General features: G+C 62.3%; 18 protein-coding genes. 8 read left to right on the top strand and 10 right to left on the bottom strand.

All coding sequences use genetic code 11. The features are described 5' to 3' along the window. Window positions 1–20: 20 nt before the first annotated feature. From CYG48_RS11680 to CYG48_RS11660, 5 genes are all read left to right on the top strand, one after another. Complete coding sequence (locus CYG48_RS11680) at window positions 21–1,631, top strand: ABC transporter substrate-binding protein (protein WP_118850545.1); 1,611 nt, start codon at window positions 21–23, stop codon at window positions 1,629–1,631. 80 nt (window positions 1,632–1,711) lie between these two features. After that, on the top strand, window positions 1,712–2,716 hold the full coding sequence (locus CYG48_RS11675; protein WP_445304338.1) for an ABC transporter permease: 1,005 nt from the start codon (window positions 1,712–1,714) through the stop codon (window positions 2,714–2,716). Next, a complete protein-coding gene (locus tag CYG48_RS11670; protein ID WP_118850543.1) occupies window positions 2,713–3,648 on the top strand; it encodes an ABC transporter permease in 936 nt (311 codons plus the stop codon). Before CYG48_RS11675 ends, CYG48_RS11670 begins: the two co-directional genes overlap by 4 nt. 2 nt (window positions 3,649–3,650) lie before the next feature. Then, window positions 3,651–4,493 carry an ABC transporter ATP-binding protein gene (locus CYG48_RS11665; RefSeq protein WP_118851620.1) on the top strand — a complete coding sequence of 281 codons (843 nt, stop codon included), beginning with the start codon at window positions 3,651–3,653 and terminating at the stop codon, window positions 4,491–4,493. Beyond that, window positions 4,490–5,242 carry an ABC transporter ATP-binding protein gene (locus CYG48_RS11660; RefSeq protein WP_118850542.1) on the top strand — a complete coding sequence of 251 codons (753 nt, stop codon included), beginning with the start codon at window positions 4,490–4,492 and terminating at the stop codon, window positions 5,240–5,242. The genes CYG48_RS11665 and CYG48_RS11660 overlap by 4 nt, the downstream gene beginning before the upstream one ends. Window positions 5,243–5,247: 5 nt before the next feature. Here the strand turns inward: CYG48_RS11660 and CYG48_RS11655 are convergent, their stop codons facing one another. From CYG48_RS11655 to CYG48_RS11610, 10 genes are all read right to left on the bottom strand, one after another. Continuing rightward, window positions 5,248–6,825, bottom strand: coding sequence for an FGGY-family carbohydrate kinase (locus tag CYG48_RS11655; RefSeq protein ID WP_118850541.1), 1,578 nt, complete (start codon window positions 6,823–6,825; stop codon window positions 5,248–5,250). A gap of 50 nt (window positions 6,826–6,875) precedes the next feature. Next, window positions 6,876–7,580, bottom strand: a complete 705-nt coding sequence (locus CYG48_RS11650) for an HAD family hydrolase (protein ID WP_245450333.1) — start codon at window positions 7,578–7,580, stop codon at window positions 6,876–6,878. A 14-nt stretch (window positions 7,581–7,594) separates the two neighbouring features. After that, window positions 7,595–9,076 carry a mannitol dehydrogenase family protein gene (locus tag CYG48_RS11645; RefSeq protein ID WP_118850539.1) on the bottom strand — a complete coding sequence of 494 codons (1,482 nt, stop codon included), beginning with the start codon at window positions 9,074–9,076 and terminating at the stop codon, window positions 7,595–7,597. 27 nt (window positions 9,077–9,103) lie between these two features. Then, complete coding sequence (locus CYG48_RS11640) at window positions 9,104–10,108, bottom strand: ABC transporter ATP-binding protein (RefSeq protein WP_118850538.1); 1,005 nt, start codon at window positions 10,106–10,108, stop codon at window positions 9,104–9,106. A gap of 11 nt (window positions 10,109–10,119) precedes the next feature. Beyond that, window positions 10,120–10,944, bottom strand: a complete 825-nt coding sequence (locus tag CYG48_RS11635) for a carbohydrate ABC transporter permease (RefSeq protein ID WP_118850537.1) — start codon at window positions 10,942–10,944, stop codon at window positions 10,120–10,122. A 12-nt stretch (window positions 10,945–10,956) separates the two neighbouring features. Further along, window positions 10,957–11,826, bottom strand: a complete 870-nt coding sequence (locus tag CYG48_RS11630; RefSeq protein ID WP_118850536.1) for a carbohydrate ABC transporter permease — start codon at window positions 11,824–11,826, stop codon at window positions 10,957–10,959. A gap of 180 nt (window positions 11,827–12,006) precedes the next feature. Continuing rightward, entirely contained in the window at window positions 12,007–13,332 is a 1,326-nt protein-coding gene (locus tag CYG48_RS11625) for an ABC transporter substrate-binding protein (RefSeq protein ID WP_118850535.1), read from the bottom strand. A 144-nt stretch (window positions 13,333–13,476) separates the two neighbouring features. Beyond that, the gene (locus tag CYG48_RS11620; RefSeq protein ID WP_118850534.1) at window positions 13,477–14,430 is read right to left on the bottom strand and encodes a sugar-binding transcriptional regulator; all 954 of its coding nucleotides are present in this window, start codon (window positions 14,428–14,430) and stop codon (window positions 13,477–13,479) included. A 306-nt stretch (window positions 14,431–14,736) separates the two neighbouring features. Next, window positions 14,737–16,584, bottom strand: a complete 1,848-nt coding sequence (locus CYG48_RS11615) for an ABC transporter ATP-binding protein (protein WP_118850533.1) — start codon at window positions 16,582–16,584, stop codon at window positions 14,737–14,739. An 18-nt stretch (window positions 16,585–16,602) separates the two neighbouring features. Further along, on the bottom strand, window positions 16,603–17,766 hold the full coding sequence (locus CYG48_RS11610) for a M20 aminoacylase family protein (protein ID WP_118850532.1): 1,164 nt from the start codon (window positions 17,764–17,766) through the stop codon (window positions 16,603–16,605). 328 nt (window positions 17,767–18,094) lie between these two features. Here CYG48_RS11610 and CYG48_RS11605 point away from each other — a divergent pair, with 328 nt between their 5' ends. From CYG48_RS11605 to CYG48_RS11595, 3 genes are all read left to right on the top strand, one after another. Continuing rightward, complete coding sequence (locus CYG48_RS11605) at window positions 18,095–19,804, top strand: peptide ABC transporter substrate-binding protein (RefSeq protein ID WP_118850531.1); 1,710 nt, start codon at window positions 18,095–18,097, stop codon at window positions 19,802–19,804. Window positions 19,805–19,879: 75 nt separating this feature from the next. Beyond that, window positions 19,880–20,890, top strand: a complete 1,011-nt coding sequence (locus CYG48_RS11600; protein WP_118850530.1) for an ABC transporter permease — start codon at window positions 19,880–19,882, stop codon at window positions 20,888–20,890. Continuing rightward, window positions 20,883–21,809, top strand: a complete 927-nt coding sequence (locus CYG48_RS11595; RefSeq protein ID WP_118850529.1) for an ABC transporter permease — start codon at window positions 20,883–20,885, stop codon at window positions 21,807–21,809. The genes CYG48_RS11600 and CYG48_RS11595 overlap by 8 nt, the downstream gene beginning before the upstream one ends. Window positions 21,810–21,886: the final 77 nt, after the last annotated feature.

The following is a 21,886-nucleotide window of genomic DNA, read 5'->3' as shown; positions in this document are numbered from 1 at the left end:
CCAAAAGGGGAATTCAGACCATGCTCCACACATTAACGGGACGATTCCGGCTCCTGACGACCGCCGCTGCGCTGTCGATCATGGTGGCGGCCGCTCCTCAGGCCTATGCCGCCACGCCGAAGGATACGGTCGTGCTTGCCTGGGCAATCGACGACATCATCTCGCTCGATCCGGGTGAGGCCTTCGAGATCTCCGCAGGCGAGATCACGGGCAATACCTACGACAACCTCGTCAACCTCGACATCTCCGACACCTCCAAGGTTTCGCCTGGTATCGCCGAGAGTTGGACGGTTTCCGACGATGCGCTGACCTACACGTTCAAGATCAAGCCGGACCTCAAGTTCGCGTCCGGCAACCCGATCACGGCCGAAGACGTCGCCTATTCGTTCGAGCGCGCGGTGAAGCTCGACAAGTCGCCGGCCTTCATCCTCACCCAGTTCGGCCTGACCGCCGAAAACGTGACCGAAAAGGCCAAGGCGACCGACCCGTCGACCTTCGTATTCACGGTCGACAAGCCCTATGCTCCGAGCTTCGTGCTGAACTGCCTGACGGCTAACGTCGCTTCGGTGGTCGACAAGGCGCTCGTTGAGCAGCATGTGACCGACGGCGACTTCGGCAACGGCTGGCTGAAGACCAACTATGCCGGTTCCGGCCCGTTCAAGATGATGCAGTGGCGCGCCAACGAAATCCTCGTCCTGGAGCGCAACGACAACTATTACGGCGAGAAGGCGAAGGTAAAGCGCGCCATCTATCGCCACATGAAGGAAAGCTCGGGCCAGCGGCTGGCGCTCGAGAACGGCGATATCGACATTGCCCGTAACCTTGAGCCGGGTGATCTGGAAGCGATCTCCAAGAACAAGGACATCACCACCGACAGCGCGCCGAAGGGCACCGTCTATTACTTCAGCCTCAACCAGAAGAACGAGACGCTGGCAAAGCCTGAAGTTCGCGAGGCGCTGAAGTATCTCGTCGACTACGACGCGATCGGCGCGACCCTGATCAAGGGCATCGGCGAAATCCACCAGACCTTCCTGCCGAAGGGCATGCTCGGTTCGCTCGACAGCAACCCGTACAAGCTCGATGTGGCCAAGGCCAAGGAACTGCTCGAAAAGGCAGGGCTCAAGGACGGCTTCGAAGTGACAATGGACGTGCGCAACACGCAGCCGGTGACGGGCATTGCCGAAAGCGTGCAGCAGACGTTCGCCCAGGCCGGCGTCAAGCTCAGCATCATCCCCGGGGACGGCAAGCAGACGCTGACCAAGTATCGCGCCCGCAACCACGACATCTATATCGGCCAGTGGGGCACGGACTATTGGGATCCGCATTCGAACGCCGATACGTTTGCGGCCAACCCGAACAATGCCGACGACGCTGCGGCCAAGCCGCTCACCTGGCGTAATGCCTGGGACATTCCGGAGCTGACGAAGCAGACGGCGGCAGCCCTTCTGGAGCGTGATGCCGACAAGCGCGGTGCCATGTACCAGGACCTGCAGAAGCAGGTGCTGGAAACCGGACCGTTCGTGATCGTATTCCAGCAGACGGAAGTCGCTGCGGTACGCGCTGACGTCAAGGGTTACAAGCTTGGCCCGAGCTTCGACACGAACCTTCTGTCTACGGTTTCGAAGGAATAGAAACCCGGAGCGTATCTTTGACTCTTTCGGACTCATCGGTGGTGACGCGGCGCAATCGACGCCGCGCATCATCCGCCGCCATGGGCTTTCTGCGTTTCGCCGTCACAGCACTGACGACGATCTTCGGCTTGCTCGTGGTGACTTTCTTCATTGGCCGGGTCATTCCCATTGACCCGGTCTTGGCCATTGTGGGCGATCGCGCACCGGCGCATGTGGTTGAGCGCACCCGCATCGAGCTTGGCCTCAACCTGCCGCTCTACCAGCAGTTTTTCTTTTACGTGAAGCAGGCGCTGACCGGCAATTTCGGCACCTCCGTTCTCACCACCAATCCGGTGCTGGAGGACATTCGCCGCGTGTTTCCCGCGACGATCGAGCTCGCCACGATCGGCACGCTGATCGGCTCGATCCTCGGCATCCCGCTCGGCGTCCTGGCGGCCGTCAAACGCGGCTCGATCGCGGACCAGATCGTGCGCATCATCGGCCTGATCGGCTATTCGGTGCCGATCTTCTGGCTGGGGCTGCTGGCGCTTGTGGTGTTCTACGCGCAACTGCGCCTCGTGGCCTATCCCGGCCGCATCGACGTGGTCTACGAATACACATTCACGCCGATGACCGGCTTCTTCCTGTTCGATGCCATCGTGCAGCGGCAGTGGGACGTCGTCTGGGACCTGTTCCGCCACATCGCCCTTCCGGGCGCGCTGCTCGGGTATTTCTCGCTCGCCTATATCAGCCGCATGACCCGCTCCTTCATGCTGACGGAGCTTAGCCAGGAATACGTCGTCGCAGCCCGCGCCAAGGGTCTCTCCGAAACCCGGATCATCTGGTTCCACGCGCTGCGCAATGCCGCCGTGCCGCTGGTGACCGTCATCGCGCTTTCCTATGCGGGATTGCTGGAAGGCTCGGTCCTGACCGAAACCATCTTCTCCTGGCCCGGACTTGGCCTCTACATCACCAATTCGCTGCAGAATGCGGACATGAACGCGGTGCTTGGCGGAACGCTGGTGATCGGGGCGGTCTTCGTCGGCATCAACATCTTCTCCGATCTTCTTTATCGGACACTGGATCCTAGGACGCGCAGCCGATGAGCAACGCGGATACCACCACCTTGAAGCCCTATAGCCGTGCCTGGCTCCTCTCGGACCGGCCGACTTCGCGCCGCCAGGCCCGGCTCGGACGGGCCTATATCGTCTGGCGCCGGTTTGCCGAAAACCGGCTGGCGCTGCTGGGTCTCGCGATCCTGATCCTGCTCCTCTTCGTGGCAGCCTTTGCCGGCGTGCTTGCGCCGCATGATCCGGTTGTCGGCGACCTGCGCAACGCGCGCCTGCTGCCGCCGGGGTCGGAAGGTTACCTGCTCGGAACCGATGACCAGGGCCGCGATATCCTTTCGCGGCTGCTGCATGGCTCGCGGCTGACACTGCTTGTCGTCGTGCTCGTGGCGGTGATTGCAGCGCCGATCGGGCTTATCGTCGGTACGGTGTCAGGTTATGCCGGTGGCTGGGTCGATGCGGTGCTGATGCGGATTACCGACATTTTTCTTGCCTTCCCGAAGCTGGTGCTGGCGCTTGCGCTCGTCGCCGCGCTCGGCCCCGGCATCGAAAACGCGATCCTCGCGATCGCCGTCACCTCCTGGCCGCCTTATGCACGTATCGCACGCGCCGAAACGCTGACCTTCCGCAATTCGGAATTCATTGCGGCGGTGAAGTTGATGGGTGCCTCGCCTTTCCGCATCGTGCTTCGCCATGTCATCCCGCTGTGCACCTCTTCGCTGATCGTGCGTGTCACGCTCGATATGGCCGGCATCATCTTGACGGCTGCCGGTCTCGGTTTCCTCGGGCTTGGCGCGCAGCCGCCGCTGCCGGAATGGGGCGCAATGATCGCGTCCGGTCGCCGCTTCATTCTCGACCAGTGGTGGGTCGCCGCGATGCCCGGTTTTGCGATCCTGATCGTCAGCCTCGGCTTCAACCTGCTCGGCGACGGGCTTCGCGATGCGCTTGATCCGAAGGAGGCCGGCCAATGATGATGGGTTCGGTTCCTCCGCTTCTTTCCGCCGAAGATCTTCGCGTCACCTTCCCGACACGGACGGGCGAGGTGCAGGCGGTGCGCGGCGTTTCCTTCACGCTCGGCCGCGAAAGGCTGGGCATCGTCGGCGAATCCGGTTCGGGCAAATCGCAGACCGGGCGCGCCATCATGGGGCTGACGCCGGGGCATGCGCGGATCACCGCCAAGACGCTTTCTTTCGGCGGCCGTAGCCTCCTTACCATGCCAGCTGGCGAGCGGCGCGACCTGCGCGGCAAACGGGTGGCGATGATCCTGCAGGACCCGAAATATTCGCTCAATCCGGTGATGACCATCGGTCGCCAGATCGTCGAAACGCTGAAGACGCATGAAAAGGTGTCGGCGACGGAAGCCCGGGAGCGGGCGCTTGCGATGCTGGAGGCGGTGCAGATTCGCGATCCGCAGCGCGTCTTCAACCTTTATCCGCACGAGGTTTCGGGCGGCATGGGGCAGCGGGCTATGATCGCCATGATGCTGGTCTGTGGCCCGGAATTGTTGATTGCCGACGAGCCGACATCGGCGCTCGACGTGACGGTGCAGCTGGAAGTCCTCAGCATTCTCGACAAGCTGGTGGCCGACCGCGGCATGGGCCTGATCTTCATCTCGCATGACCTGCGGCTTGTGTCGTCCTTCTGCGACCGCGTGCTGGTGATGTATGGCGGGCGGATCGTCGAGGAGCTGCCCTCCGCCAATCTGGCCGATGCGCAGCATCCTTACACGCGCGGCCTGCTCAACTGCCTGCCGACCATCGATTCCGACCGGCATCCGTTGCCGGTGCTCGACCGCAAGCCGGAGTGGGCGCTATGAGTTCTGCTGTTTCCACCCGCGACATGACCGTGTCCTTCCACGAGTTCAAGGCGCTGAACAGTGTGAGCGTTGATGTCGCGGAAGGCGAGTCCTTTGGCATCGTCGGGGAATCCGGTTCAGGTAAATCGACGCTGCTGCGGGCGATCGCCGGGCTCGTACCCTTCCAGCAGGGGAGGCTGACGGTCAACGGGCGCGACTATTCCAACCGCGCCCGCGACAAGGATTTCTATCGCACCGTCCAGATGGTGTTCCAGGATCCTTATGGTTCCCTGCATCCGCGCCAGACGGTCGACCGGCTGCTGCTCGAACCGCTGGCGATCCACGGCTATACGGATGTCGAGACGCGCATCAACCGGGCGCTGGACGAGGTGGGGCTGGGCTCGGGCTTCCGCTTCCGATATTCGCACCAGCTTTCCGGCGGGCAGCGCCAGCGCATCGCGATCGCACGGGCGCTTATCCTGGAGCCGAAGATCCTGCTGCTCGATGAGCCGACGTCGGCACTTGATGCCTCGATCCAGGCGGAAATCCTCAACCTGCTCGAACAGGCGAGGCGCGACCGCAACCTGACCTTCATCATGGTGAGCCACGACCTTGGCGTCATCAGCCATATGTGCGGTCGGCTTGCGGTGATGCGCCAGGGCGAGGTGGTCGAGACGGTGCCGGTGGAAGCGCTGAAGCGGCGTGAATTTTCCGCCGAATATACCCGCCAGCTGCTGGTTGCGAGCGAAGGTTTCCGCCGCGTCGGTTAGCCGCGTTAGGCCAAAGCCCGCAACTCCTCGCGGTGGCGAACCATTGCCAGGAACCGGCGATAGTCACGGTCGTATTGCGCCTTGCGGCCCCGATCCGGCTGCCGCTCCTGGCCGCCGCGATCCATCACCTGGCCTGCCTCGAACAACGACGGATGCACGCCGCCGGCGACGGCTGCCGCCATGGCGGTTCCGAGAAGCACGGCGTCCCGCGTTTCCGGGATCACCACCCGGCAACCCGTGACATCGGCATAGAGCTCGAGCAGCAGCGGGTTGTTCACATGCCCGCCGGTGACATGCAGCGTCTGGAACCGATAGCCGTAACCCGCCATCGCATCCAGGATGTGGCGGATGCCGAGCGCGACTGAAACGCAGGTGCGCCAGTAAAGGCGGCAGAGCCCATCGAAGGAAGTGTCTAGTGTCAGACCGCTGATGACGCCGGTGGCGCGCGGGTCAGCAAGCGGCGAGCGGTTGCCATGGAAGTCCGGCAGGATCGCCAGGTCAGGGGCGATGTCGCCGTCTGTCTCAGCCTGCAGTTCCCGCACGCGGGCAATGATCCGCTCGTGCAGTTCGGCAGTCGGTTCGCCGCCTGCTGCATGCATCAGCACCATGTGGTCGAGCAGGGCGCCCGCGGCTGACTGCCCGCCCTCGACGAGCCAATGTTCCGGCAGCACGGCTTCGAAATACGGTCCCCAGAGACTGCGGCCCGGCTTGGGATCCCTGGCAAAGGCGACGATGCAACTCGACGTGCCGCCGATCAGCGCGACGCTCGATTCAAGACGGTCACCGGATGCGCCGCCAAGGGCACCAAAGGCGCCGGCATAGGCATCGATCATGCCGGGCGCTACAGCGACCTGAGTGTCCAGACCGAGTTCGCTCGCCGCCTGCGCGCTCAACCGGCCGATGGTTGCGCCGCAAGCGATGGTTTCGACAGGTAGGGTGCCCTTGTGGAGCAGGTCGTCGAGCCCCGCCTGCGCCAGATAATCATCACGCCATCCCGGCGCCTGGTGGGCGAGGTAATTCCACTTGGCCGTCAGGGTGCAGCGGGAACGCGCGGGCGAACCCGTGGCCTTCCAGGTGAGGAAGTCGGCGAGGTCGAAGAAATAACCGGCTTGGCCCCAGCTCTGGGGCAGGGCGCGCTTCAGCCACATCAGCTTGGGGATCTGCATTTCCGGCGACAGTGATCCGCCGGAAAACTGCAGGACCTCGTGTTCGGCCGCCGAAAGTTCGTCCGCCTCGCGGATCGCACGGTGATCCAGCCAGACGATCGTGTCCTGGTTCGCTTTGCCGGTCGTGGAGACGGTGAGAGGCAGGCCGTCACGATCGCGGACGACGAGCGAGCAGGTGGCGTCGAAACCGATGGCGGCGACCTGGTCGGGCCTTAAGCCGGCGTCAGCCATCGCGTCTGTCACAGCGCGACAGACAGCGGCCCAGATATCTTCGGAATCATGTTCGGCGTGATTTTCCTTGGGACGGAACATCCGGATCGGGTGTTTGGCCTTGGCAAGCAACTGCCCCTTGCCATCGAAGACGCCGGCGCGGGCGCTGGCCGTGCCGACATCGACCGCAACGAGGTGATCACGCATTCAGTCTTGTTTCCCGTCCCTCGGACAATCCGCCGATGCCGCCAGAGCCGTCAGGCCTGCTGCGGCATGCTTTTGTTCCCGCCTTCCATATGCTTTTGCACAAGGTGGAGCAAATCCGCCATGGCGTCAAACACGACATGGGGGGACAGGGCTTCGATGCGTTCGCGGTAGCCCGGAACGCAGGCATGCGAGGCGCCGGTAAAGGCAAAGACTGTCATCCCCGCACGCTTGGCGGCCTCGATGCCGGCAGGGCTGTCTTCGACGACGATGCAATGGGCGGGGTCGGCACCCATGTTTTCCGCCGCATGCAGGAAAAGGTCAGGCGCCGGCTTGCCCTTGGCGACCATGGAGGCCGAAAAGATGTGCGGCTCCAGCCGGTCGAGCAGGCCGGTAACGGAAAGCGACAAACGGATGCGTTCCGGCTGGCTCGACGAGGCGACGCAACGTGGCACATCGAGCGCGTCCAGAGCCTCGGAAATGCCTGTGACGGGCTTGAGCTCGGCGCGGAACTCGCGGTAGAGGTCGTGGCGCATGTCATCGAGGAATGCTTCATCGGCCTCGATGCCGAACTCTTCGCTCATCGTCTTGGTCACGGTGGCCAGGCTGCGGCCGAGGAAGCGGCGGTATGCCTCCGCTTCATCCATATCCACGCCCTTGCGGCGCAAGGCGTTGACGAGGACGCGCACGGACACCGGCTCGCTATCGACGAGTACCCCGTCGCAATCGAAGATCACCAGATGTCCGCTGCTAGCCACGCCGAACGCTTCCCTTATCTGACGAGCTGGTCAGCCAGGTAAAGCTGCAGCGTCTTTGCCGTGCCTTCCGTCCAGAGCGTCTTCAGCGCATGCGCAAAACGCTCCCGGAACAGGGCGGACGACGAAACCTCGCCGAAGATCTCATCGAAGGCAAGGAAGGCCTCGGGGTTATCCTTGGCTTTGAGCGCTGCCTCGTGCAGTTTTTCCGCGCTTGCATCGTTGAAGACGATCTGGCGACCGCTGTCGGATGTGCCGGCGAAATAACGGCACCACAAAGCCGAGACGAGCGACAGGCCGACGATGTCCTTGCCCTGCGCCAGCCGGTCGCGGGTCGAGGGCAGGATGAACTTCGGCTGGCGGTTGGAACCGTCCTGCGCGAGCCGCGGAATGGTGTCGCCGATCTTCGGGTTGAGGAAGCGGCGCTCGATCAGGTCGAAATATTCGTCGAGCTTTGTGTCCGGCACCGGCGGCACGATCGGGATGATCTCTTCCTTCTCGAGCTTGGCGAGGAAGGCGCGGATCAGCGGGTGCTCCATCGCCTCGTGCACGAAGTGGATGTCGAGGAGTTCGCCCGGATAGGCGATTGCTGCATGGCCGCCGTTCAGGATGCGGATCTTCATCAACTCATAAGGTGCGACATCCGGCACGAACTGGACGCCGACCTCTTCCAGGCGCGGGCGACCGGCAGGAAAGTTGTCCTCCATCACCCACTGCTTGAACTCTTCGCAGAACACCGGCCAGTTGTCGTCGATGTTGAAGTCCTGGCGCAGGATATCGAGTTCGCGTGGCCCGGTGGCGGGCGTGATGCGGTCCACCATCGAGTTCGGGAATGCGACGTTGTCGTGGATCCACTGGGCGAAATCCGGATCGGAGAGCCTGGCGAGCCCAACCAGCGTGTTCTCCGTCACATGCCCGTTGCCGGGAATGTTGTCGCAGGACATGACGGTGAAGGGCGCGATGCCGCGCTCGCGCCGCAGGCGCAGGCCGGCGATGATGAGGCCGAAGACCGTCTTCGGGTTGGTCGGGTTGGCGCCATCCTCGACCATGGCGGGGTGCTTCGGATTAAAGTTGCCGGCGGCATCGATGAAGTAACCGCCTTCGGTGATCGTCATCGAGACGATGCGGATTGCCGGATCGGCGAGCTTTGCAACGAGCGCCGCCTTGTGGTCGGGCGCAATGATGTCGATCATCGGCGCGGTGACGCGGGCTGCCGTCTTGTTGTTGTCCTGCTCGACAACGGTGGTGAGGAAATCCTGCGCCTTCAGCTTGTCGCGCATCGCGGCATCGGATGGCATGACGCCCGCGCCGATGATCGCCCAGTCATGCGCCTTGCCGGTGTTGAACAGGTCGTCAAGATACACTGCCTGGTGGGCGCGGTGGAAATTGCCGACGCCGAAATGCACGATGCCGGGCGTCAGGCTCTTCGGGTCATAAGCCGGCACGGCAGCGGTAGCCGCAGCGTCATTCAAGCTCGCCAGCGAAAGCTTCACAGTCATTGTCTTTACTCCAGTGCGGCGCGCCGATCAGGCTTGGAGCGCCATTCCCTTGTCGTCGAAGCGGTGCAGCTTGCTTTCGTCCGGGGTCAGGTAGACCACATCGCCGTGGTGGGCACGGAACTCGCCGTCGCAGCGCGCGGTGACCTGGCCGATGCCATCGACATCCAGATGCAGGAAGGTATCGGCACCCAGGTGCTCAGCGACCTTCACGGTGCCGCGCCATGTGCCGTTGTCCCTTGAAAGCAGAAGATGTTCCGGCCGGATGCCCGCGGTCTTGGCGTTCTTCGACTGGGCGTAAGCGCCGTCGATAAAATTCATGCGCGGGGAACCGATGAAGCCCGCGACGAAGAGGTTGCGCGGCGTCTTGTAGAGCTCCAGCGGCGAGCCAACCTGCTCGATATTGCCGCGGTTCAGAACCACGATCTTGTCAGCCATGGTCATGGCCTCGACCTGGTCGTGGGTGACGTAGATCATCGTCGTCTTGAGCTGATGATGCAGGTCGCTGATCTCCAGTCGCATCGTGCCGCGCAGTGCCGCATCGAGGTTCGAAAGCGGTTCGTCAAACAGGAAGGCGGATGGTTCGCGAACAATCGCGCGGCCGATCGCAACACGCTGGCGTTGCCCGCCGGAGAGCTGCGAGGGGCGGCGCTCCAGGTAGTCGGTGAGGTTCAGCACCTTGGCGGCTGCCTCAACCTTACGGTCGATCGCGGCCTGGTCCATCTTGGCCATCTTCAGCGGGAAGGCGATGTTCTTCCTGACACTCATATGCGGGTAGAGCGCGTAGGACTGGAAAACCATGGCAAGGCCGCGCTGGGCCGGTGCCGCCTGCGTCACATCCTTGCCGTCGATCAGGATCTGGCCGCCCGAGACATCTTCGAGCCCGGCGATGAGCCGCAGAAGCGTGGACTTGCCACAGCCCGAGGGGCCGACAAACACGACAAATTCGCCATCATTGATCTCAAGGTCGATCGAGGGGATGACCTTGGCTTCGCCGAAAACCTTCGACACTTGCCGGAGCGTGATGCTGCCCATGTCCCTGTTCCTTACTTAACCGCGCCAAAGGTGAGGCCGCGAACGAGTTGTTTCTGTGAGAACCAGCCGAGAATGAGGATCGGGGCGATCGCCATGGTGGAAGCTGCCGAGAGCTTCGCCCAGAACAGGCCCTGCGGGCTGGAGAAGGATGCGATGAAGGCCGTCAGCGGCGCTGCATTGGTGGTCGTCAGCCGGATCGTCCAGAAGCTTTCGTTCCAGGCGAGGATGATGTTGAGGAGGAGCGTCGAGGCAATGCCCGGCACCGCCATCGGCGTCAGGACATAGACGATCTCCTGCCACAGGCCTGCACCATCCATGCGCGCGGCTTCCAGGATCTCGCCCGGGATTTCGCGAAAGTATGTGTAGAGCATCCACACCACGATCGGCAGGTTGATCAGGGTCAGCATGACAGTGAGGCCGATGCGGCTGTCGAGCAGGCCGAAATCGCGAAACAGCAGGTAGATCGGCACGAGCACGGCCACCGCGGGCATCATCTTGGTGGAGAGCATCCACATCAGGATGTCCTTGGTGCGCTTGGTCGGCGAGAACGCCATCGCCCAGGCGGAGGGGATCGCGATGATGAGCGCGAGGATGGTGGAACCAACGGAAAGGATCACCGAGTTGGTGAACGGCTTCAGGTAGTCGCTGCGGGTCTGCACCGTGATGTAGTTTTCGAAGGTGCCGGACGGGATGAGGCTGAAGCCCGCTATCGCTTCCGGTTCCGTCTTCAGGCTCGTGACGAGCGTGTAGAGGATCGGAAAGAAGATGATGAGCGCGACGATCCAGGCGAAGACGGTCGCGGTGACCTTGTGTCTGGTGGTGACGGCACGAGCCATTGTCTTCTCCTATCAATCCAGGTTCCGGCCAACGGCGCGCATCAGGAAGATGGCGATGATGTTGGCGAGCACGACTGCGATGATGCCGCCTGCCGATGCGCCGCCGACGTCATAGCCAAGAAGCGCGGTGCGATAGATCAGGAAGGCGAGGTTGGTGGAGGCGTAACCCGGGCCGCCATTGGTGGTGACGAGGATCTCCGCATAGACGCCCAGCAGGAAGATGGTCTGGATCAGGATGACAACGGTCACCGCGCGGGCCAGATGCGGGAGCACGAGGTAGATGAAGCGGTTGAAGAAGTTCGCCCCGTCCATTTCGGCCGCTTCCTTCTGCTCGCCGTCGAGCGATTGCAGCGCGGTGAGCAGGATGAGCGTCGCAAACGGCAGCCACTGCCAGGCGACAATGATGACGATCGAAAACAGCGGGTATTGCGCAAACCAGTCGATCGGCTGCTGGCCGAGAAGGTTGGCAATGTCTGCAAAAACGCCGTAGCCCGGATGCATGATCATGTTCTTCCAGATCAGCGCCGCGACCGGCGGCATGACGAAGAACGGCGAGATGACCAGGATGCGGACGATGCCCTGGCCGAAGATCGGCTGGTCGAGCAGGAGCGCGATCGCGATGCCGCCGACGACGGTGATGAACAGCACGCCGCAGACAATGACCAGCGTGTTCCAGATGGACTGGAAGAAGGCAGGGTCGGTGTAGAAGAATTCGTAGTTGAGGAAGCCTGCGAAGTTCACGTTCGCGGGGCTGAGCAGGTTGTAGTTCTGGAACGAGAACCACAGCGTCATCGCCAGCGGCACGATCATCCAGACCAGGAGAAGCAAGACGGAAGGCGCCATCATCAGGCGCGCCAACGTCTTGGTGTTATGCGTTGCCATATCGATGCCCTCCCCGAGCCGTCATTCTTGATCTTGTTTGAGCGAGGTGTTTGCCGTTGCAGGGCGGCCTTTGCCGTCTCCCCATCCGGGAAGGGTGCTTGCCGCACTCTTGGAAGCCCTTGGTCGGGCCTCGTTCCTCTCCCCGCGAACGGGGAGAGGAGGGATCACGATCCGGATCGCTTACTTCGGATAACCGGCGCGGCGCATTTCGCGGCTGGTTGCCGTCTGTGCCTGGGCAAGCGCGTCTTCCACCGTCGACTGGCCGGCGATGACGGCCGAGAAGAGCTGGCCGACATTGGTGCCGATCGCCTGGAACTCAGGGATCGCCACGAACTGGCCACCGGTGTAGGGCACCGGCTTCACGGTCGGCTTGGTGATATCCGCAGCCTGCATGGCAGCGAGCGTCGGGGCTGCGAAGGCAGCTTCCTTCTTGTAGTTTTCGTTGTTGTAGAGCGAGGTGCGGGTGCCCGGAGGAACAGCGGTCCAGCCTTCCTTGGATGCAACGAGCTCGGTGTATTCCTTGCTGGTAGCCCAGGAGATGAACTTCTGTGCCGCATCAGCCTTGGTGGAGGATGCCGGAACAGCAAGGTTCCACGACCACAGCCAGTTGCCGTGGTTGTCGACGCCTTCCTTGCTCGGGAAGATCGCGTAACCGACCTTGTCGGCGACCGTCGAGTTCTTCGGATCGGACACGAAGGAAGCCGCAACGGTGGCGTCCATCCACATGCCGCACTTGCCCTGCTGGAAGAGCGTCAGGTTCTCGTTGAAGCCGTTGGAGGAAGCGCCCTGCGGGCCGGCGTCCTTCATCAGGTCGACGTAGAACTGCAGCGCTTCCTTCCATTCCGGCTGGTCGAACTGCGGGTTCCACTGCTCGTCGAACCAGCGGCCGCCAAACGAGTTGGTCATGGCGGTGATGAAGGCCATGTTCTCGCCCCAGCCAGCCTTGCCGCGCAGGCAGATGCCGTTGACGCCGGTCGAGCGGTCCGTGATCTTGCGCGCTGCATCACCGATGAAATCCCAGGTCGGGTTTTCCGGCATCTTCAGGCCAGCCTTCTCGAACAGGTCGGTGCGATACATGATCATCGCCGACTCGCCGTAGAACGGTGCCGCATAAAGCTTGTCTTCGACGGTGAGGCCGCCGCGGATCGCCGGCAGCATGTCATCAACGTCGTAGTTGTCGCCGAGCTTGTCCAGCTCCAGGAGCCAGCCCTGCTTTGCCCAGATCGGCACTTCGTAGTTGCCGATGGTGAGGATGTCGTACTGGCCGCCCTTGGTGGCGATGTCGGTCGTGACGCGTTCGCGCAGGACGTTTTCTTCGAGCACGACCCAGTTGATCTCGATGTCCGGGTTGGCCTTGGTGAATTCCGAGGTCAGGCCCTGCATGCGCACCATGTCGCCGTTGTTGACGGTCGCGATGGTGAGGGTTTCAGCGGAGGCCTGGGTGGAGAAAAAGCCGGCAACGGCCATGGCCGAGCATGCGCCCAGCAAAATCGTCTTCAATGTCATATCTTCCTCCCGAGAAGATGAATATCGAGCATTCGCTTTGCTCGTGGGCAAATACTCGTGCACTCGGCGTAAAAGTCAACGGGGATTCGTCGCTGCGCTGCGGCGCACGCGGCTAAGATGATGATGTTGAAGAAGAATTTTTGCTCAGTGCTTGAGCAGTTGCGCAGCGGTGGCTTCGTCGGTGATGACGCCGTTGATGAGCTGACCCTTCAAGGCAGCGGCAAGTGCGGGGATTTTCTTGCGGCCCTGGGCGATGCCGATGACCGAGGAAGTCTCGCGCGACGGGATCGGCACGCTTGCGACGCGATCGTTGACGGAGTTGGCAAGAAGCACGCCCTGCTGGTCATAGACCCAGCCGCAGATCTCGCCGGCGGCCCCTTCCTTGATGAGCTTCTGCATCTCGCTCTTGGCGAGGAAGCCATCGACGCAAAGGGGGCCGTCGACACCGAGTTCGCCAATGCCGACAAAGGTGACATCGGCCTGCGCGCCGAGCGCCAGCGTCGAGCGCACCAGCGCCTGGTCGTGCAGGGTTTCGCGCTCCTCCGGAGATGAGCAGAGAACGGGCAGGGGCATCGGGAAATGCCGCGCCTTGATCGCGTCGGCCATCGAGAAGATGACGTTGTAGAAGGCGGCCGACCCATCCGGCCCGATATTGCCGGTGAGCGAGACGATGCGGTGCTGCGGGCATTCCATCGGCGGCAGCTGGTCGACGGCGGCCTTCAGGGTGCGGCCCGTGCCGATCGCGATGATGATCGGGTCGGGGCGCTTCAGCCAGCGTTCAATCTCGGCAGCGCCTGCCTCGGCAATTCCGACCGTGCTCGACATGCCCGCGGGGTCGCTCGGCACGACTTCCACATGCTTCAGCCCATATTTTTCGCGCAGCGCATCGGCAAGTTCAAGGCAGGCGGAAATCGGGTGGTCGAGGCGGACCTTGATCAGCCGTTCGGCCATCGCGAGCGACACGAGCCGTTGCGCCGACTGGCGCGAGATGCCCATGGCCGCGGCGATCTCGTCCTGCGTTCGGCCGGCGACGTAGTAGAGCCAGCCGGCCCTTGCCGCATCGTCAAGCCGTCCCTGGGCATCGGACCGTTTTGCCATGGCAGAATTCTCCTCTGCGCGTTTGCTGCCACGATTTCGGAGAGGCTGTCAAACGGCGAGGCGGGTGAACCCAAGATTGTCGAAGCGCATCAGCCACCACCTGCGCCATGACGTCATGGCGCGCCATCTGCGCCACCCTGGAGGCCGGGATCCAGCCCTTGGGCTGGATTCTCAGATTAGGGGATTGTCCTCGATCAGCTGAAGACACGCGGCTTCCCGCATCCGCTGCCGGATCTCACGTTTCTCGCTTATCAGCGCATCCCGACAGGAAGAAGGCTCCCCGGCGAATCGGAGAGCCGGGAGCGCTTACGCCACCTGCACGACGTGGCCGGGCGAAACCTCGCGGTATTCGCGTGCCGGCGGGACATAACCCACCGGACGGATCGGGCTCTTGATCTCGTCGGTCGACATGTTTCGTTTGATGCGCCGGCGGGAGGGATCCGGCACCGGAACGGCGGCCATCAGCTTCTTGGTATAGGGGTGCTGCGGGTTTTCGAACACCGCCGCGCGTGGGCCGATTTCGACAATCTCGCCCAGGTACATCACCGCCACCCGATGGCTCACCCGTTCCACGACGGCGATGTCGTGCGAGATGAACAGGAAGGCGAGGTTGAGGCTCTGCTGCAGGTCGAGAAGCAGGTTGCAGACCTGTGCCTTGATCGAAACGTCGAGCGCCGAGACCGCTTCGTCAGCCACGATCACCTTGGGGTCGAGCATCAGCGCCCGGGCGATTGCGATGCGCTGCCGCTGGCCGCCGGAAAACTCGTGCGGGAAGCGCTTCATCATATCGGCGGAAAGGCCGACTTTTTCGAGAAGCGCAGCTGCCTTGTCGCGCGCCTGCGCCTTTGTGCCCAGCCCGTGTTCGATGAAAGGCTCCATCACCGCCGAGCCAATGCTCATGCGCGGGTTGAGCGAGGCGAACGGGTCCTGGAACACCATCTGGATCGAACGGCGCATCTTGCGAAGCGACGGCTGGTCGAGCTTCATGACCTCGAAACCGTCGACGCGCACTTCGCCGCTGGTCGGCGTGATCAGCCGTGTAACCGAGCGTCCGGTGGTGGATTTGCCGCAGCCTGATTCGCCAACGAGCGACAAGGTTTCACCCTCGAAGAGGTTGAACGAGACCTTTTCCACCGCGTGGACGGCGCCAGACTTGCGGCCGAACAGACCGGAATGGATGTCGAATCGCGTCGTCAGGTCCTTGACGTCGAGGATCGGCGTCTTGGTCTTGGCGACCGTATCGGTGACATCCTCCAGCACCTGCTGCTCGCCGGTCTTCACGTCGATGAGCGGGAAACGCAGCGGCAGCTTGCGTTCGCTCATCGAACCGAGCCGCGGCACGGCCGAGAGGAGGGCGCGTGTGTAAGGATGCTTGCCGTGATTGAAGATCTCGTAGGTCGGGCCGGTTTCCACCGCATCGCCGCGGAACATCACGATGGTGCGGTCCGCCACCTCGGCCACCACGCCCATGTCATGGGTGATGAAGAGGACGGACATGCCTTCCTCTTCCTGCAGCGTCTTGATGAGGTCGAGGATCTGGCCCTGGATCGTCACGTCGAGCGCCGTGGTCGGCTCGTCGGCGATCAGCAGCTTCGGCTTGGAAGCGAGCGCCATGGCGATCATTACGCGCTGGCGCATGCCGCCTGAGAACTGGTGCGGATATTCGTCGAATCGGTTCTTGGCGTTCGGGATACGAACCTTTTCGAGAAGCCGGATGACTTCCGCCTTGGCTTCGGCGGTGGAGATGTTCTTGTGGACCGTCAGAGCCTCGGCGATCTGCTTGCCGATCGGGAAGATCGGGTTGAGCGAGGTCATCGGCTCCTGGAAGATCATCGAGATCTCGTTGCCGCGCACCCGGCGCATCTGTTCTTCCTGAAGCCCCAGCAGTTCGCGACCGTTCAGGAACACCTGACCCTCGATGCGGCTCGAGTTCTTCGGCAGGAGGCGCATGATCGACAGCGAAGTGACGGACTTGCCTGAACCTGATTCGCCGACGATCGCCACCGTTTCGCGCGGCGCGACATCAAACGAGATGTTGCGCACCACGGTGCGCCACTCGTCGTTGACGCGGAAGGAGGTGGACAGGTTGCGGACGGAAAGGACGGGGGTTACCGAGCCGCCGCCTTCTTCCATGGACGTGCCGGAAAGCAACATGGGCCTCTCCTTCCTGGCTCAGGCCGCGAGGGCGGTTTCAGCGAGCGTCACCCAGTAGCTCACGCCATAAGGGATCGCTTCGTCGTTGAAGTCGTATGCGGCGTTGTGAAGGTTGGCGGTGTCGCCGTTGCCGATGAAGATGAAGGCGCCCGGACGCTTCTCCAGCATATAGGAGAAATCTTCCGCGCCCATATGCGGCGCCATGCCGGTTTCGACGGCCTTCGGACCGGCCACCTTGGAGGCGATCTCGACAGCGAAATCGGTTTCCTGGTCGTGGTTGAATGTGACGGGGTAACCGCGGCCGTAGACCACGCTTGCGGTGGCGCCGTGGGCGGTGGCAGTCGCTTCGGCCACTTCCTTCAGGCGCTTTTCGGCGTAATCACGGGTTTCGGGAAGCAGCGTGCGCACCGTGCCGGTCATCTTCACCGAAGCCGGGATGACATTGCTTGCCTCGCCGCCGTGGATCGAGGCCACCGTCACCACGAGCGACTTCAGCGGATCGGTTTCGCGAGAAACAACCGACTGCAGCGCCAGGATGACGTGCGAGGAAACGAGAACCGGGTCGACCGACTTGTGCGGCTGGGCGGCGTGGCTGCCGCGGCCGTTGATGGTGATCTCGAACGTATCAGCCGCGGCCATGATGCCGCCCTTGCGGATCGCGAAGCTGCCGACCGGAAGCTGCGGTTCGTTGTGCATGCCGTAGACCTGGCTGATGCCGAACTTTTCCATCATGCCATCATTGATCATGGCAAGCGCGCCGGCGCCGCCTTCTTCGGCGGGCTGGAAGATCAGCGCCACGGAACCCTTGAAGTTGCGGGTTTCGGCGAGGTACTGCGCAGCGCCCAGAAGCATCGCGGTATGGCCATCGTGGCCGCAGGAATGGGCCTTGCCCGGAGTCTTGGATGCCCAGGGCTTTCCGGAGGTTTCGAAGATCGGCAGGGCGTCCATGTCGGCGCGGAAACCGATTACCGGCCCTTCGCCGCGATTGCCCTTGACGATGGCCACCACCCCGGTGCGGCCGATGCCGGTTTCCACCACATCGCAGCCGAAGGACTTGAGCTTCTCGGCGACGAAAGCGGAGGTCTGGTGAACGTCGTAAAGCAGCTCCGGATTTTCATGCAGGTGGCGCCTCCACTCTGCAACCTGATCCTGCATTTCTGCGACGCGATTGATGACCGGCATGCCAAAATTCCCCGTTGTTTTTCTCGTGTTCGAACAGTGGTCGGATGAGATACTGCGCTGCGAAACGGCGACTTTGCAAGCTTCAATTTTCCGTCTTGAACGTAAAATAGGCCTATGCTTAGATGGCTCAAAATTTGTTCAAGCTCGCACAAGACGAGCAGGACAGAACTTGTTCTTGAGGCTAAGTCTAGGGAGAAAGAACAGGGAATAAATCTGCAACGTCAATATGTTGAGGAATGAGACGTTGCAGCGGCGGCACGCGCATATACCGGCAGGTCCGGGCGCCATGCACACAACTCACAAGAGAACGATAAAGGGGAATATCAGCATGAAAAACCTCAAGCTTCTTCTGGCCGGCACCGTCGCCGCGCTTGCCTTGGGCGGCACTGCCGCGCAGGCAGAACGCGGAACGGACGGGGATCTCAAGATCCTCTTCTGGCAGGCGGTTTCCACCATGAACCCGTACCTGTCGGGGGGCACCAAGGAAGTCTACGCGTCCTCGATGGTGATCGAGCCGCTGGCGCGCTACGACGAGAAGGGCGAACTGGTTCCGACGCTGGTGACCGAGATCCCGACGCTCGAGAATGGTGGGGTCGCCCAGGACCTCCTGAGCATGACCTGGAAGATCAAGCCGGACGTGAAGTGGTCGGACGGCACGCCGTTCACCGCGGAAGACGCGATCTTCACCTGGAAGTACTGCACAGCGCCGGACGGCGGCTGCGCCCAGGCAGCCCAGTATGAAGGCGTCAAGAGCGTCGAGGCTCCGGATCCGCAGACGATCAAGATCACCTTCACCGAGCCGAAGCCTTACCCCTACAGCGCGTTTGTCGGCGCCCAGTCGCCGATCATCCAGAAGAAGCAGTTCGAAAACTGCGTTGGTGCCAAGGCCCCGGGCTGCACGGACGCCAACTTCAAGCCGGTCGGCACCGGCCCCTTCGTCGTCAAGGACTTCAAGCCGAACGACGTGATCACCCTGACGGCCAACGAAAACTACCGTGATCCGGCCAAGCCCGCCTTTGCAAGCGTGACGCTGAAGGGCGGCGGCGATGCGGCCTCTGCTGCCCGTGCGGTTCTTGAAACCGGCGAATACGACTACGCCTGGAACATGCAGGTCGAGCCGGAAGTGCTTGCAACCATGATGAAGGCCGGCAAGGGCACGCTGGTCACCGCCTTCGGCACACAGGTCGAGCGTATCAACCTCAACCACTACAATGCCGATCCGGCACTCGGCGCGAAGCGCTCCACCAAGGAAGCCGGTCCGCACCCGTCCCTGTCTGATCCTGCCGTTCGCCGCGCGCTTTCGCTCGCGATCGACCGCGACATCATCGATGAGGCCGGTTACGGCGAAGCTGGCAAGCCGACCTGCAACATCGTCCCCGGCCCGCCGGCCTATGCTTCCACCAAGAACGACAGCTGGTGCCTGAAGCAGGACATCGAGGGCGCCAACAAGCTGCTCGAAGATGCAGGCTGGAAGAAGGGCCCGGATGGCATCCGCGCCAAGGACGGCGTTCGTCTTTCCTTCCTCTACACCACCTCCACCAACTCGGTTCGCCAGGCGACCCAGGAACTGGTGAAGGCGATGTGGGCCGAGATCGGCGTTGACGCCGAACTGCGCAATGCTTCGGCTTCCGTCTTCTTCGGCGGCGACCCGGCAAGCCCGGATACCTTCCAGAAGTTCTATGCCGACGTTGAAATGTACACCAACAACTTCGACGGCACCGATCCTGAAAAGTACCTGGCCGAATGGCTTTGCGACAAGGTTCCGGGTCCGGAGAACGGCTGGCAGGGCCAGAACATTCCGCGCTACTGCAACCCGGAATACGACAAGCTCGTCAACGAGCTTTCCAAAACCGCGGACATTTCCAAGCGTGAAGAGCTCGCCAAGCAGCTCAACGACATGCTGACGGAAGAGGGCGCCCATATCCCGCTCATCTACCGCGGTCAGATCTCCTCGCATTCCGTCACGCTGGAAGGCGTGAAGATGAATGCCTGGGACTCCGAACTGTGGAACGTCGCCGACTGGTCGCGCAAGAAGTAACGCCACAGACCGGGCCTGCCTTTTAAGGCGGGCCCGGTCGCTGGTTTTTCTCCCGCGCCAGCTCGGAGACATTGCATGTTCACATACACTCTGCGGCGATTGCTGTTTGCAATCCCGACCCTGCTGATCATCAGCTTCGTGATTTTCGCCCTCCTGGATCTCGCTCCCAATGATCCGACGGGCGACCTGCCCCTGACCATTCCGCCGGAAGTTCGCGAACAGATCAGGGCCTCGCTTGGTCTCGACCAGCCCTTCTTCATCCGCTACCTCTACTGGCTACAGCAGTTCTTCATCAACGAACCGCTCAATATTCTCGAAAGACTGACCGGCTGGCAGTTCGGCGATGGCGACCGCATGCGCGTCCTGTCCTGGGCGACGCGTAGCCCGGTGGTCGACCTCATCGTGCAGCGCCTGCCGCAGACGCTGTGGGTTGTTGGGCTCGCCTATCTCTTCGGCGTGTTGCTGGCGATCCCGATCGGGGTGATTTCCGCTTATCGCCAGTATTCGATCTTCGACCAGATCGGTACCTTCCTGGCGATGGTCGGTTATTCCGTCCCGACCTTCTTCACCGGCGTGCTGCTGATCGTCATCTTCTCGTCCTACCTGCAGTGGTTCCCGTCGGTGTACGACACGAACCTGGTGGTGACGGACGTGTCGAGCTTCATCCAGCAGGTGAAGCAGATGGCCCTGCCGGTGACCGTGCTGGCACTCTACAACGCCTCGCAGATCACCCGTTTCGTGCGTGCCTCGATGCTGGACAACCTGCATCAGGACTATGTGCGCACGGCGCGTGCCAAGGGCGTGAAGGAAAAGGCGGTTCTGCTGGTGCATGTGCTGCGCAACAGCCTGATCCCGGTGGTCACCGTCATCGCGCTGGGCGTGCCCACCATCTTCTCGGGCGCCATCATCACCGAACAGATCTTCCGGGTGAACGGGCTCGGCCAGTTGCTGATCACGGCAGTGCAGGGGGCGGATATTCCGCTTGTACAGACGCTGACCTTCATCTTCGCCGTGCTGATCGTGTTCTTCAACCTCATCGCCGACGTACTCTACGGCATTCTTGATCCGAGGATCCGTTATGACTGATGCGACCATTGCCGATGCGCCGCCGGCGAAAGCGGCCACGCCTGCCCGATCGGCCTTTGCCGACATCTGGCGCCAGTTCCGCTCCCACAAGGGCGGGGTGGCCGGGCTGATCGTCTTCACCTTCATCGTGCTTGCCGTCTTTGTCGGGCCTTACATCCATCGCGTGGCGCCAAACGCCATCAATATCAAGGACAAGAACCAGTGGCCGTCGCTGGCGCATCCGTTCGGGACCGACAATCTCGGCAAGGACATGCTGGCACAGGTACTGGCCGGCGGGCGGATCTCGCTTGCGGTCGGCATCACGGCCATGCTGCTTGCGCTGGTGCTCGGCACGCTTGTGGGCGTGCTGTCGGGTTACTTCCGCAGGCTGGATGGTCCGCTGATGCGGTTGACCGACCTCTTTCTCGCCTTGCCGCTGCTGCCGCTGCTCCTGGTGATCCTGATGTTGTTTCGCGATACGCTTCGCGCAGCATTTGGCCCCGAGACCGGCATCTTCATCCTGATCGTGGGGGTGATCGGCATCACAAGCTGGATGCATACCGCTCGAATTGTGCGCGGCGACGTGCTGGCGGTGAAAAGCCAGGAATTCATCCTGGCGGCCAAATCGAGCGGCATGCGGGAATACCGGATCATCCTGAGGCATATCCTGCCCAACGTGTTGAGCTCGATCATGGTGTCGGCGACGCTCGGTATCGCCTCGGCGATCATCACGGAATCGGCGCTCAGCTTCCTCGGGCTCGGCTTCCCGTCCGACTTCCCGACCTGGGGGCGCCTGTTGTTCGATGGCGCAAACTTCCTGCAACTGACGCCGTCGCGCGTCTTGTGGCCCGGTCTGGCGATCTCGCTCACCGTGCTCAGCGTCAATTATATGGGTGACGCGATCCGCGATGCGCTGGATCCACGGGCTCTCAAACACTGAGGCTCACGCCGGAAACGCTTGGAAATGGCGGCCTTGTGCCGCCATTTCATTTTTCTCGCCGACACCCAAAAATAATT

This window comes from Neorhizobium sp. SOG26 (genome assembly GCF_003491345.1).
In the GTDB taxonomy this organism is placed as follows: domain Bacteria; phylum Pseudomonadota; class Alphaproteobacteria; order Rhizobiales; family Rhizobiaceae; genus Neorhizobium; species Neorhizobium turbinariae.
The sequence above is the reverse complement of the archived record's forward strand: the minus strand, read 5'-3'. Positions and strand labels throughout refer to the sequence as shown.